This is a genomic window from Streptomyces sp. SLBN-8D4, from assembly GCF_049739545.1.
Classification (GTDB): Bacteria; Actinomycetota; Actinomycetes; order Streptomycetales; family Streptomycetaceae; genus Streptomyces; species Streptomyces canus_C.
The window spans coordinates 8,317,937-8,330,874 of sequence record NZ_JBMGQC010000001.1; the positions used below are offsets into that span (position 1 = coordinate 8,317,937).

Consider the following 12,938-nt stretch of genomic DNA (forward strand, 5'->3'; position numbering starts at 1 on the left):
GTCGACGGCGCCCCCCGCCGACCGAGGGACGTGGGCCATGGCTGGACGCTTCTGCCGCAGCCGCAAGAACATCACTGTCGTCTCCGTGCTCTTCCTGGTGCTGGCCGCCATCCTCGGCCCCACGCCGAGTTCGGCGGCCACCGACTGGTGGACACCGACGTCCAGGCCCACCCCCGACGCCGGGATCAACGTCACCGGAGCGCCCTTCACCGGCACCGACTCCGCCGGTGAGGTGAAGGGGTTCATCGACGCCCACAACCACCTCTTCTCCAACGAGGCCTTCGGCGGGCGGCTGATCTGCGGCAAGGTGTACTCCGAGGCCGGAGTCGCCGACGCGCTCAAGGACTGCCCCGAGCACTACCCCGACGGCAGCCTCGCGCTCTTCGACTACATCACCCACGGCGGTGACGGCAAGCACGACCCGGTCGGCTGGCCGACCTTCAAGGACTGGCCGGCGTACGACTCGATGACCCATCAGGCGAACTACTACGCCTGGGTGGAGCGGGCCTGGCGCGGTGGCCAGCGGGTGCTCGTCAACGACCTCGTCACCAACGGCATGATCTGCTCGGTCTACCCGTTCAAGGACCGCAGTTGTGACGAGATGACCTCGATCCGCCTCCAGGCCAGGATGACGTACGACCTCCAGGCCTTCGTCGACAAGATGTACGGGGGCACCGGCAAGGGCTGGTTCCGGATCGTCACCGACAGCGCGCAGGCCCGACAGGTCATCGAGCAGGGCAAGTTGGCGGTGGTCCTCGGCGTCGAGACCTCCGAGCCGTTCGGCTGCAAGCAGATCCTCGACATCGGGCAGTGCAGCAAGGCGGACATCGACAAGGGGCTCGACGAGCTGTACGGCCTTGGCGTGCGCTCGATGTTCCTGTGCCACAAGTTCGACAACGCCCTGTGCGGGGTCCGCTTCGACGAGGGCGGCCTCGGCACCGCCATCAACGTCGGCCAGTTCCTGTCCACCGGCACCTTCTGGAAGACCGAGACCTGCAAGGGCCCGCAGCACGACAACCCCATCGGTACGGCCGCCTCGGAGGCGGAGGCCGACCTGCCGGCCGGCACCGAGGTCCCGGAGTACGACAAGGCCGCGCAGTGCAACGTCCGCGGGCTCACCGATCTCGGCGAATACGCCGTGCGCGGCATGATGAAACGCAAGATGATGCTCGAGATCGACCACATGAGCGTCAAGGCCACCGGACAGGTCCTCGACATCTTCGAGGCCGCGAACTACCCGGGCGTGCTCTCCTCGCACAGCTGGATGGACCTCAACTGGACCGAGCGGGTCTACTCCCTCGGCGGCTTCGTCGCCCAGTACATGCACGGCTCCGAAGGGTTCGCCGCGGAGGCGAAGCGCACCGACGCGCTGCGCGACAAGTACGGCGTGGGCTACGGCTACGGCACTGACTTCAACGGCATCGGCGACCACCCCGCACCGCGCGGAGCGGACGCCGCGAACAAGGTGACGTACCCCTTCAAGAGCGTCGACGGCGGTTCGGTCATCGACAAGGAGACGTCCGGGCAGCGCACCTTCGACTTCAACACGGACGGGGCCGCCCATGTCGGCATGATCCCGGACTGGATCGAGGACATCCGGCTCGTCGGCGGACAGGGTGTGGTCGACGACCTGTTCCGTGGCGCCGAGTCCTACCTGGACACGTGGGGCGCCTCCGAGCGGCACCAGGCGTCCGTGAACCTCGCCGACGGGAGGCCGGCGACGGCCAGTTCGTCGGAGACCAACCCGTTCACCAGCTATCAGCCAGGGCGGGCGGTCGACGGTGACGACTCCTCCCGCTGGGCGAGCGACTGGAGCGACGACCAGTGGTGGCAGGTCGACCTGGGCTCCACCCACCTGGTCTCCAGGGTCACCCTCGACTGGGAGCGGGCGTACGGGAAGTCGTACCGGATCGAGCTGTCGACGGACGGGACGAACTGGCAGAGCGTCTGGTCCACGACCTCCGGTGACGGTGGCCTGGACACCGCCAAGTTCGCCGGGACACCGGCCCGCTACGTCAGGGTCCACGGTCTCGACCGCGGCACCGACTGGGGATACTCGCTCTACGAGGTGGGCGTCCACAGCGGCTGAATCACGGGACAGCGGGAGACACGCATGGCACGCATGCCGTCGGCCGAGCGGCGCAGACAGCTGACGGAAGCGGCGATCAGGGCGATGGCCCGGGACGGCGTCGCCAGGACGACGACCCGGTCCATCGCCGCCGAGGCCGGTCTGTCCCTCAGCGTCTTCCACTACTGCTTCGACTCCAAGCAGGCCCTGATCGAGGCCGTGATCACCACGCTCACCGATCAGTCGGTGAGCGTGGTCCAGGAGGCACTGCGCCCCAGGGACACCCTGGAGGAGACCGTCGCCGCCGGTTTCCGGGCCTACTGGGACCACGTCCGCGCCCACCCCGAGACACACATGCTCACCTACGAACTCACCCAGTACGCCCTGCGCGAGCCCGGCTTCGAGCACCTGGCCAGACGCCAGTACGAGCTGTACGGCGAGGCGTACGCCGAGCTGATCGAGCGGCTGCGGGGGGACATGGATCTGGAGCTGCGGGTGCCCGTCTCCGTGCTGGCCCGCTATCTCGCGGCCATGACCGACGGGCTCACCCTGAACTACCTCGTCCTCGGCGACGCGGCCGCCTGGGAGGACATCCTCGACACCGTCACGACACACATCGCGGGCCTGGTGCGCTGAGACCGGCGGACCGGTCAGGATTCGAGAAGCGCCGGCCGGAGGCGCTGGCTAGCGTGACGGACATGGACATCACGATCGGGGCGAGCTTCCTCCCGCACGACGACCCGGAGGCCTCCCTGGCCTTCTACCGGGACGTGCTGGGCTTCGAGGTACGCGGTGACGTGGGTCAGGGCTTGGCGCGCCGGATCACCGTCGGCCCCGCGGGCCCGGCCGGTACCTCGGTCGTGCTGCGCCCGGCGGGCGAGGACCCCGAGCTCCTGCTCGCCACCCCCGACCTCGACACCGTCTTCGAGCGGCTCCAGGCCCGCGCCGAGGTGATCCAGGAGCCGATCGAGCAGCCGTACGGCATCCGGGACTGCGCCTTCCTCGACCCCGCGGGCAACGTGATCCGCGTCCAGGAGCTGCGCTGAGCCATGCGCGCCGACGTAATGTTCGAAGCTGTCGAAAACGGGAGGACACATCACCATGAGCAAGGCCACTGCGGGCGACCGGCACGCCGCTGACAGCCACGACCTGATCCGCGTGCACGGGGCGCGCGAGAACAACCTCAAGGACGTCAGCATCGAGATCCCGAAGCGCCGGCTCACGGTATTCACCGGAGTCTCCGGCTCGGGCAAGAGCTCGCTGGTCTTCGACACCATCGCCGCCGAGTCGCAGCGGCTGATCAACGAGACCTACAGCGCCTTCGTGCAGGGCTTCATGCCGACCCTGGGGCGGCCCGAGGTCGACGTCCTCGACGGACTGACCACCGCCATCACCGTCGACCAGCAGCGCCTCGGCGGCGACCCGCGCTCCACCGTGGGCACCGTCACCGACACCAACGCGATGCTGCGCATCCTCTTCAGCAGACTCGGGACCCCGCACATCGGCTCGCCCAAGGCGTTCTCCTTCAACGTCGCCTCGATCAGCGGGGCGGGCGCAGTGACCATGGAGCGCGGCGGACAGACCGTGAAGGAGCGCCGCAGCTTCAGCATCGTCGGCGGCATGTGCCCGCGCTGCGAGGGCCGGGGCACGGTCAACGACATCGACCTCACCCAGCTCTACGACGACTCCAAGTCGCTCGCCGAGGGCGCGATGACCATCCCCGGCTACAAGGCCGGCGGCTGGAACTACCGGCTCTACAGCGAGTCCGGGTTCTTCGACGCGGACAAGCCGATCCGGAAGTTCACCAAGCGCGAGCTCCAGGACTTCCTGTACCGCGAGCCGGTCAGGATGAAGATCGCGGGCATCAACATGACCTACGAGGGTCTCGTCCCGCGCATCCAGAAGTCGATGCTCGCCAAGGACCGCGAGTCGATGCAGCCGCACATCCGCGAGTTCGTGGACCGTGCGATCACCTTCATGGTCTGCCCCGAGTGCGGGGGCACCCGGCTGAGCGAGGGCGCCCGGTCCTCGAAGATCAAGGGGATCAGCATCGCCGACGCCTGCGCGATGCAGATCAGCGACCTCGCCGAATGGGTGCGCGCGCTGGACGAGCCGTCGGTCGGGCCGCTGCTGACCGCCCTGGGCGAGACCCTCGACTCCTTCGTGGAGATCGGGCTCGGCTATCTCTCCCTCGACCGCTCCTCGGGCACGCTGTCCGGCGGCGAGGCGCAGCGCACCAAGATGATCCGCCATCTCGGCTCGTCGCTCACCGACGTCACCTACGTCTTCGACGAGCCGACGATCGGGCTGCACCCCCATGACATCCAGCGCATGAACAACCTGCTGCTGCGCCTGCGCGACAAGGGCAACACGGTGCTCGTCGTGGAGCACAAGCCGGAGACGATCGTGATCGCCGACCATGTCGTCGACCTCGGCCCCGGGGCCGGCACCGCGGGCGGCTCGGTCTGCTTCGAGGGCACCGTGGAGGGGCTGCGGACCAGCGGCACCGTCACCGGCCGCCACTTCGACGACCGGGCCGGACTCAAGGACACGGTCCGCAAGGCCACCGGTGCGCTGGAGATCCGCGCCGCGAGCACGCACAACCTCCAGGACGTCGACGTCGACATCCCGCTCGGGGTGCTCACCGTGATCACCGGGGTCGCGGGCTCCGGCAAGAGCTCGCTGGTGCACGGGTCGATCCCGGCCACGGAGGGGATCGTGTCCGTCGACCAGGGCGCCATCCGCGGCTCCAGGCGCAGCAACCCGGCGACGTACACCGGACTGCTGGAGCCGATCCGCAAGGCGTTCGCGAAGGCCAACGGGGTGAAGCCGGCGCTGTTCAGCGCCAACTCCGAGGGCGCCTGCCCCACCTGCAACGGCGCGGGGGTCGTCTACACCGACCTCGCGATGATGGCCGGGGTCGCCACGACCTGCGAGGAGTGCGAGGGGAAGCGGTTCCAGGCCTCCGTCCTTGAGTACCACCTCGGCGGGCGGGACATCAGCGAGGTGCTCGCGATGCCGGTGACGGAGGCGGAGGAGTTCTTCGGCGCCGGTGAGGCGCGCACGCCGACCGCGCACAAGATCCTGGAGCGCCTCTCGGACGTCGGGCTCGGCTATCTCACCCTCGGCCAGCCGCTCACCACGCTGTCCGGCGGTGAGCGGCAGCGGCTGAAGCTGGCGACCCACATGGGGGAGAAGGGCGGTGTGTTCATCCTCGACGAGCCGACCACCGGCCTCCACCTCGCCGACGTCGAACAGCTCCTCGGCCTGCTCGACCGGCTCGTCGACTCCGGCAAGTCCGTCATCGTCGTCGAGCACCACCAGGCGGTCATGGCCCACGCCGACTGGATCATCGACCTCGGCCCGGGCGCGGGCCACGACGGCGGACGGATCGTGTTCGAGGGGACGCCCGCGGAGCTGGTCGCCACAGGGGGCACCCTCACGGCGGAGCACCTGGCGGCCTACGTGGGGGAGTGACGGGCGCTCCGGCTCCTGCGACCGCGTGTCCTCCCGGCCGGTCTCCCCCTCTCCCCCCTGAGCCGCGCCTCACAGTTTCAGCGTGAACCAGGTCGTCTTGCCCTCGTCCGTCGGGCGGACGCCCCAGGTGTCGGCGAGGGTTCTGACCAGGAGGAGGCCGCGGCCGGACTCCTCGTCGTCGGCGGCGTGGCGGGGCTGCGGCAGATGCGGGCTGTGGTCGCTCACCTCGACCGTGAGGCCGGTGGAGGTGCGGCACAGGTGGACGCGGATGGGGCCCTGGCCGTGCTGGACCGCATTGGTGAGGGTCTCGGAGAGCAGCAGCAGCCCTTCGTCCGCCAGGGCGGCGCAGTCCCAGGAGGGCAGGGCCTTGCTCAAGAAGGCCCTGCCCTCCGGGACCGACGAGGGGACGGCGGCGAGGTCGGTGCTCATGGCGTCCGGCGGCGCGTCCGGCAACTGGGCGAGCAGGAGGGTGACGTCGTCGTTGTGGCTCTCCGCGTCCGGCAGCAGACCGGCGAGGACATGGTCGGCGGCGGCCTCCAGACACGGCGGGTCGAGGAAGAAATCGTCCAGCAGCGAGGTGAGTTCCGCTATGCGTTCCTCGATGTCGCTGCCGGGCGTCTCGATGAGGCCGTCGGTGTAGAGGACGAGTGTGGCGCCGGGAGGGATTGCCACGGACGACTGCTCGTAGAGAACGTCACCGACCCCGAGCGGGGCGTTGACCGGTACGGCCAGGCTGCGCACCCCCTCGCCGGGGATGGCGACCAGGGTCGGCAGGTGACCGGCGGAGCAGACGGTGACCGTGCCGGTGTCCGGGGCGATCGTCAGATAGCAGCAGGTGACCAGCTGGTCGGGGACGTCGAGGTCGGTGACGCAGTTCTCCAGCTCCTGCATGAGCTGACGTGGCTGCATTCCGGTCTTGGCGAGGGCGTGCGCGGCCGAGCGGAGCTGGCCCATGACGGCGGCCGCCTCCAGGCCGCGGCCCATGACATCGCCGATGAGCACCCCCACCCGTCCGGCTCCGAGGGGGACCAGGTCGAACCAGTCACCGCCCACGCCGGCGCCCTGGGTGGCCGGGCGGTAGCGGCTGGCGGTGGCGAGGCCGGGCAGGGCGGGTGGGGTGCCCATGAGGCTGCGCTGGAGGGTGAGCGCGATGTGCCGCTGCTGCTCGTACAGTTCGGTGAGTTCGGCCTCGGCGCGTTTGCGGTCGCTGATGTCCCGGACGATGGCGCAGGCCCCGACGACCTTGCCTTGGGTGTCCCGGGTCGGCCACAGGGTGACGTCGACGTCCAGCAGGGTGCCGACCTTGGTGACCCGCAGGGTCTCGAAGTGCTCCACCTTCTCGCCGTGCCGCAGCCGTTTCAGCAAGGCGTTGATGTCGCCGTGCAGGGCGGCGGGGGAGAGCATCGACACGTGCCGGCCGATGGCCTCCTCGGCGGTGTAGCCGTAGAGGCGTTGCGCGGCCGCGTTCCAGTAGGTGATGTAGCCGTCGAGGGTATTGGCGAGGATCGCGTCCTGGGAGGACTCGACGAGGGCGGCGAGTTCGTTGATGCGGGCCTCGGCGGCCTTGCGGTCGCTGACGTCGCGGACGGCGGCGGAGACCAGCAGTCCGTCCGCCGTCTCCATCGGGCTCAGGCTGATCTCTACGGGGAACTCGGTGCCGTCCTTGCGCAGGCCGTGCAGATCGAGTCCGGCGCCCATCGGGCGGACCTGGCGGTTGGCCGCGTACCGGCCGCGGTGCACGCCGTGCTGGCCGCGGAAGCGGTGCGGCATGAGCAGTTCGACGGGACGGCCGAGCAGGTCCTCGCGGGCGTAGCCGAAGAGTGCCTCGGTCTGGGCGTTGACGAGCTTGATGATCCCGGCGTCGTCGACGATGACCATCGCATCGGGCGCGGCCTCCAACAGCCCCCGAAACCGCTCCTCGGCGGCTCCGGAGGCGGGGTTCTCCGGGGTGCGGGTCCCCGGGGTGATGGCTTCTGTGTCGGTGTGCCGTGGCGGGGTGGTTTTCGGGGTGGGGTTCGGTGGTGTGGCTGGTTTCGGGTGGGTGGGCCGTGCGGCGGTGGCTTCTGGGGTGGTGGTCGGTTCTGGGGCGGTGGCTTCTGGGGTGGTGGTCGGTTCCGGGGCGATCGCTTCTGTGTCGGTGTGCCGTGGCGGGGTGGTTTTCGGGGTGGGGTTCGGTGGTGCGGCTGGTTTCGGGAGGGCGGGCCGTGCGGCGGTGGCTGCTGGGGCGACGGTCGGCTCCGGGGCGGCGGCTCCTGGGGCGGCGGTCGGTTCCCGGGCGGGGGTTCCCGAAGCGGGCGTACCCCGCACGCCCGTGTCCGGAGACGCCACGCTGGTCCCGCGTGCTCGCTCGAGGGCGGTCTGCGTTGTTCCGGCCCTATGTGCTTTCGCGACGTCGCCCATGCTCACCCCTGCCCGTGTGTCCGACGGTCGGGGCCATCTCAGTGCACGCCGGTCCCCGCCGTGGCCACATGTCGTCAACTGACCTTTCTTGCCGTAACCCCTTCGAGGGGCGGATGGACCTGTCCGGAAGGGTCCGTCGTGGCGATCCGGCCGGGACCGACGTCTTGACCCATGGCCCTGCCTCCCCGATGCTCAGTTGCGCATGGTGATGCGTGTATCAAATGAGGCAACCCGCAGGGCTGTCGGAGGAGAGACCCATGGCTCATGAGGTTCGTGCTGTCGTCGCCCGGTCGAAGGGCGCCCCGGTCTCCGTCGAGACGATCGTGGTCCCCGACCCGGGACCCGGCGAGGCGCTGGTGAAGGTGGAGGCGTGCGGGGTCTGCCACACCGACCTCCACTACCGGGAGGGCGGGATCAACGACGACTTCCCCTTCCTGCTCGGGCACGAGGCGGCCGGGCGCGTCGAAGCCGTGGGGGAGGGCGTGACCGGTGTCGAACCGGGCGACTTCGTCATCCTCAACTGGCGCGCGGTGTGCGGTGAGTGCCGGGCGTGCGGCAAGGGCAAACCCTGGTACTGCTTCGCCACCCACAACGCGACCCAGCCGATGACCCTGCTCGACGGCACCCCGCTCTCGCCCGCCCTCGGCATCGGCGCGTTCGCGGAGAAGACCCTGGTCGCCGCCGGGCAGTGCACCAAGGTGGACCCGGCGGCCCCGGCGACGGCCGCGGGACTGCTCGGCTGCGGTGTCATGGCGGGCTTCGGCGCGGCCGTGAACACCGGCGCCGTCGGCCGCGGGGACTCGGTCGCCGTCATCGGCTGCGGCGGGGTCGGCATGGCCGCCGTCGCGGGGGCGCGGCTCGCCGGCGCGGCCAAGGTCATCGCCGTCGACGTCGATCCGCGCAAGCTGGAGCGGGCCACGGGGATGGGCGCCACCCACACCGTCGACGGCTCGGCCACGGACGTCGTGGCGGCGGTGCGCGAACTGACCGGCGGCTTCGGCGCCGACGTGGTCGTCGAGGCGGTCGGCCGCCCCGAGACGTACCGGCAGGCCTTCTATGCCCGCGACCTCGCCGGCACCGTCGTCCTGGTCGGTGTGCCGACCCCCGAGATGAAGCTGGAGCTGCCGCTGCTCGACGTCTTCGGGCGCGGTGGCGCCCTGAAGTCCAGCTGGTACGGCGACTGCCTGCCCTCGCGGGACTTCCCGGCGCTCATCGACCTCTACCTGGACGGGCGCTTCGACCTCGACGCGTTCGTCTCGGAGACCATCGGCCTCGGGGACGTGGAGAAGGCGTTCGAGAAGATGCACCGCGGCGAGGTGCTGCGCTCCGTGGTGGTCCTGTGAGGGGGGCCTCGGCGTTGTTCATCGTGCACGATGTTGCGCAGGAAGCAACGTCGATGTTCGTGCGGGTCCGGCCTCTGGACGCCTTGACAAGGGTTTGCGGCCGCCCTCAAACTGACGTTGCGTTCAACGCAATCCGTTTCGCTATACGCACCGAGGTGTCATGATGATTCCCGCGTGCCGTCTCGTGGACCTTCCCCGAGGCGAGGCCCACCGGCTCGACATCGATCCGCCGGTCTCGGTGTTCCACACCGACGACGGCGAGCTCTTCGCCATCGACGACACCTGCACCCATCAGGACGCCTCGCTCGCCGACGGCTGGTTGGAGGGCTGCGAGGTCGAATGCCCGCTGCACGCCTCGAAGTTCGACCTGCGGACGGGCGCCGTGGACGCTCCGCCGGCCAAGCGCCCGGTCCGCACCCACGAGGTCCGTGTCGAGGACGGCATGATCTACGTCCAGTTGTCCCTGGACGCGCCCAACCTGCCGCCCTGCGTCGCGGCCCGGCTCGCCGGCGGACCCGCGTGAGGACGGTCGCCGTGGTCGGCGCCTCGCTCGCCGGTCTGTCGGCGGCGCGTTCACTGCGGAAGCAGGGCTTCGACGGGCGGCTCGTCGTCATCGGCGACGAACTCCACCGCCCGTACGACAGGCCCCCGTTGTCCAAGGAGTTCCTGGCCGGTTCCCTGGCCGAGGCGGATCTCGCGCTGGAGTCGGACGACGAGGACCTGCGGGCCGAGTGGCTGCTCGGTGTCCGCGCCGTCGGCCTCGACGCCCCGCAGCGCGCCGTACGGCTCGCCGACGGCAGCGAGGTGCGGGCGGACGGCGTCGTCATCGCGACCGGCGCCGCCGCCCGGACCCTGCCCGGCACGCACGGCCTGGCCGGGGTGCACACCCTGCGCACCCTGGACGACGCCCGCGCCCTGCGCGACGAACTGGCCCTCGGGGGACGGCTGGTGGTGATCGGCGGCGGGTTCGTCGGCGCCGAGGTCGCCTCCACGGCGTACGCCCTCGGGCTCGACGTGACCGTCGTGGAGGCGGCCCCGACCCCGCTCGCCGGGCCGCTCGGCGAGACCATGGGCGGCATCGTCTCCGCCCTCCACGCGGACCACGGCGTACGGCTGTTGTGCGGGGTGGGCGTCAAGGGGCTGCGCGGCGAGAGCCGGGTCGAGGCCGTCCTGCTGGAGGACGGCCGCAGCTTTCCCGCCGACATCGTGGTCGTGGGGGTCGGCGCGCGTCCGTGCGTCGAGTGGCTCGCGGGTTCGGGGCTCGCCCTCGACGACGGCGTCACCTGCGGCGCCGACGGCCGCACCCGGCTGGCCGGCGTGGTCGCGGTCGGGGACTGCGCCTCCTGGTACGACCCGCGCGCGGGCCTGCACCGCCGCGTGGAGCACTGGACGGGCGCCCGGGAGCGGCCCGAAGCGGCCGTGACCGCGCTGCTGGCGGGCGGCGCGGTGGAACCGAGCGCGCCGAGGCCGCCGTACTTCTGGTCGGACCAGTACGGCGTGAAGATCCAGTTCGCCGGTCACGCGGCCGCCGCCGACAGCGTGACGATCGAGGAGGGCGCCCGGGACGACCACAACGTCCTGGCCGTCTACCGGCGTTCCGGGCATCCGGTCGCCGTGCTCGGGATGAACCAGCCGCGGCTGTTCACGCGCTGGCGCAAGCAGCTCGCCGCCGCGGCCTGACAGCACCGCCGCTGCCGCTCCGCACAGAACGCCGCCCGCCCGTCCCGACGTGCGTGCGTCACCGGCCCACGACGTCCCTGAGGAGTGCACTGTGACCTCGACCAGCCTGCCGGACAGCCTGATCGCCACCCTCCCCGGCGCCTCCTACACGGATCCCGGAATCTTCGCCCAGGAGCAGGAGCACATCTTCGAAGCGATGTGGTTCTGCGCCGTGCGCGCCTCCGACCTGCCCAAACCCGGCGCCTTCCGGACCGTGCAGGTGGGCCGGGAGAGCATCCTGATCACCCGGGCACGGGACAACTCGGTGCGCGCGTACTTCAACGTCTGCCGGCACCGGGGCGCCAGGCTGTGCACGGAGGAGTCGGGGGAGGTGAAGCGGGCGTTCCAATGCCCCTACCACGCCTGGACGTACGACCTGACGGGCAAGCTCGTGGCCGCGCCGAACCTGACCAAGATGCCGGACGTGGGCCGGACCGAGTACGGCCTGGCGAGCGTGGCGGTGCGCGAGTGGCTCGGCTATGTGTGGGTGTGCCTCGCCGAGAACCCGCCGCCCTTCGACGAGGTCGTCCAGGAGGTGGTCACGCGCCTCGGCGACACCGAGTCGATCGAGCACTACGACATCGACAACCTCCAGATCGGCCGGCGGATCACGTACGACGTGAAGGCCAACTGGAAACTGATCATCGAGAACTTCATGGAGTGCTACCACTGCGCGACCATCCACCCCGAACTCACCGAGGTGCTCCCGGAGTTCGCCGACGGATACGCCGCCCAGTACTACGTGGGGCACGGCGCGGAGTTCGGTGAGGGCATCCAGGGCTTCACCGTCGACGGCTCGGAGGGGCTGGACCGCATCCCGGGGATCTCCGAGGACCAGGACCGCCGGTACTACGCGATCACCGTGCGCCCGCAGGTGTTCGTCAACCTCGTGCCCGACCATGTGATCTTCCACCGGATGTACCCGGTCGCCGCCGACCGCACGGTCGTGGAGTGCGACTGGCTGTATCTGCCGGATGTTGTCCGGAGCGGCAAGGACGTCAGCCGCTCGGTGGAGCTGTTCGACCGGGTCAACCGGCAGGACTTCGACGCGTGCGAGCGCACACAGCCGGCCATGAGCTCACGGCTGTACGCCAAGGGCGGTGTCCTGGTCCCCAGCGAGCACCACATCGGCGCGTTCCACGACTGGGTCCAGGCCCGGCTCGGGGCTCAGCCCAGGTAGCCCATCCGGTGGCTGATCTCCTCGGCGCCCTTGACCAGGACCGGGGCGAGCTCGTGCAGGCGCTCCTCGGAGAGCCGGTACGCGGGTCCCGAGGCGCTGAGCGCTGCGATGACCTCTCCGTCCCGGTCGCGGACCGGAGCGGCCATGGCGTGCAGGCCGAGCTCCAGCTCCTCCAGGGCCCAGGCGTACCCCCGCTCCCGGGCCTCGGCGAGGTTCTTCTCCAGCTTCGTCTTCGCGGTGATGGTGCGCGGGGTGACCTTCTTCAGCCCTGTCTCGGTCAGCAGCGCGGTGCGCTCCTTGGCGGGCAGGTGGGCCAGCAGGATCTTCCCGCTCGACGTGGCGTGCAACGGCGTCAGCTGGCCGACCCAGTTCTGTGCGGTGACGGCACCCGGGCCGCGCACCTGGTAGAGGTTGACCGCGTAGCGCTCCTGCATCACGGCGAGGTTCACGGTCTCGCCCAGTTCCTCGGCGAGGTCCTCGCAGACCGGACGGCTCTGCTGGGTGATGTCGATGCGTCCGGTGACCGCGCCGGCCAGGCGCACGATGCCGAAACCGAGCCGGTACTTGCCGCGCTCACCCGCCTGTTCCACCAGCCCGCGCGCTTCCAGGGCGCCGAGCAGCCGGAACGCCGTGGACTTGTGCACGTCGATCTCGGCGGCCACCTCGCTGACCCCGGCCTCGCCGCGCTGGGCCAGGATCTCCATGACGTGAATGGCCCGGTCCACGGACTGCACTCCGCCGTTCGACGACC

Annotated in this window: 10 protein-coding genes; 8 read left to right on the forward strand and 2 right to left on the reverse strand. The window is 70.4% G+C overall.

What is annotated here, in order from left to right:
* Positions 1-37 precede the first annotated feature (37 nt).
* The 4 genes from RKD20_RS37880 to RKD20_RS37895 all read left to right on the forward strand — a co-directional run bounded on the left by RKD20_RS37880 (position 38) and on the right by RKD20_RS37895 (position 5,545).
* Positions 38-2,089, forward strand: a complete 2,052-nt coding sequence (locus RKD20_RS37880; protein WP_424881632.1) for a discoidin domain-containing protein — start codon at positions 38-40, stop codon at positions 2,087-2,089.
* Positions 2,090-2,113: 24 nt separating this feature from the next.
* The gene (locus RKD20_RS37885) at positions 2,114-2,704 is read left to right on the forward strand and encodes a TetR/AcrR family transcriptional regulator (RefSeq protein ID WP_424881633.1); all 591 of its coding nucleotides are present in this window, start codon (positions 2,114-2,116) and stop codon (positions 2,702-2,704) included.
* 62 nt (positions 2,705-2,766) lie between these two features.
* Positions 2,767-3,114, forward strand: coding sequence for a VOC family protein (locus RKD20_RS37890; RefSeq protein ID WP_424881634.1), 348 nt, complete (start codon positions 2,767-2,769; stop codon positions 3,112-3,114).
* 55 nt (positions 3,115-3,169) lie between these two features.
* Positions 3,170-5,545 (forward strand): ATP-binding cassette domain-containing protein, encoded by a 2,376-nt coding sequence (locus RKD20_RS37895; protein ID WP_424881635.1) that lies wholly within the window; start codon positions 3,170-3,172, stop codon positions 5,543-5,545.
* Between the two features lie 69 nt (positions 5,546-5,614).
* Here the strand turns inward: RKD20_RS37895 and RKD20_RS37900 are convergent, their stop codons facing one another.
* The gene (locus RKD20_RS37900; RefSeq protein ID WP_424881636.1) at positions 5,615-7,423 is read right to left on the reverse strand and encodes a PAS domain S-box protein; all 1,809 of its coding nucleotides are present in this window, start codon (positions 7,421-7,423) and stop codon (positions 5,615-5,617) included.
* Between the two features lie 779 nt (positions 7,424-8,202).
* Between RKD20_RS37900 and RKD20_RS37905 the strand changes: the two genes are divergently transcribed.
* From RKD20_RS37905 to RKD20_RS37920, 4 genes are all read left to right on the forward strand, one after another.
* Positions 8,203-9,288 (forward strand): S-(hydroxymethyl)mycothiol dehydrogenase, encoded by a 1,086-nt coding sequence (locus RKD20_RS37905; protein WP_424881637.1) that lies wholly within the window; start codon positions 8,203-8,205, stop codon positions 9,286-9,288.
* Between the two features lie 160 nt (positions 9,289-9,448).
* Positions 9,449-9,811, forward strand: coding sequence for a bifunctional 3-phenylpropionate/cinnamic acid dioxygenase ferredoxin subunit (locus RKD20_RS37910; RefSeq protein WP_424881638.1), 363 nt, complete (start codon positions 9,449-9,451; stop codon positions 9,809-9,811).
* A complete protein-coding gene (locus tag RKD20_RS37915) occupies positions 9,808-10,968 on the forward strand; it encodes an NAD(P)/FAD-dependent oxidoreductase (RefSeq protein ID WP_424881639.1) in 1,161 nt (386 codons plus the stop codon). Before RKD20_RS37910 ends, RKD20_RS37915 begins: the two co-directional genes overlap by 4 nt.
* Before the next feature lie 91 nt (positions 10,969-11,059).
* Positions 11,060-12,187 (forward strand): aromatic ring-hydroxylating oxygenase subunit alpha, encoded by a 1,128-nt coding sequence (locus RKD20_RS37920; RefSeq protein ID WP_424881640.1) that lies wholly within the window; start codon positions 11,060-11,062, stop codon positions 12,185-12,187.
* Here RKD20_RS37920 and RKD20_RS37925 read toward each other — a convergent pair.
* Positions 12,175-12,921: an IclR family transcriptional regulator gene (locus tag RKD20_RS37925; protein WP_020123319.1), complete on the reverse strand. Its 747-nt coding sequence runs from the start codon at positions 12,919-12,921 to the stop codon at positions 12,175-12,177. The genes RKD20_RS37920 and RKD20_RS37925 overlap by 13 nt on opposite strands.
* Between the last annotated feature and the right edge of the window lie 17 nt (positions 12,922-12,938).

What these genes read in the sequence shown, in the direction of transcription:
- RKD20_RS37880 (WP_424881632.1), top strand. Translation starts at nt 38, where the DNA reads ATGGCTGGACGCTTCTGCCGCAGCCGCAAGAACATCACTGTCGTCTCC.
- RKD20_RS37885 (WP_424881633.1), top strand. Translation starts at nt 2,114, where the DNA reads ATGGCACGCATGCCGTCGGCCGAGCGGCGCAGACAGCTGACGGAAGCG.
- RKD20_RS37890 (WP_424881634.1), top strand. Translation starts at nt 2,767, where the DNA reads ATGGACATCACGATCGGGGCGAGCTTCCTCCCGCACGACGACCCGGAG.
- RKD20_RS37895 (WP_424881635.1), top strand. Translation starts at nt 3,170, where the DNA reads ATGAGCAAGGCCACTGCGGGCGACCGGCACGCCGCTGACAGCCACGAC.
- RKD20_RS37900 (WP_424881636.1), bottom strand. Translation starts at nt 7,423, where the DNA reads ATGGTCATCGTCGACGACGCCGGGATCATCAAGCTCGTCAACGCCCAG.
- RKD20_RS37905 (WP_424881637.1), top strand. Translation starts at nt 8,203, where the DNA reads ATGGCTCATGAGGTTCGTGCTGTCGTCGCCCGGTCGAAGGGCGCCCCG.
- RKD20_RS37910 (WP_424881638.1), top strand. Translation starts at nt 9,449, where the DNA reads ATGATGATTCCCGCGTGCCGTCTCGTGGACCTTCCCCGAGGCGAGGCC.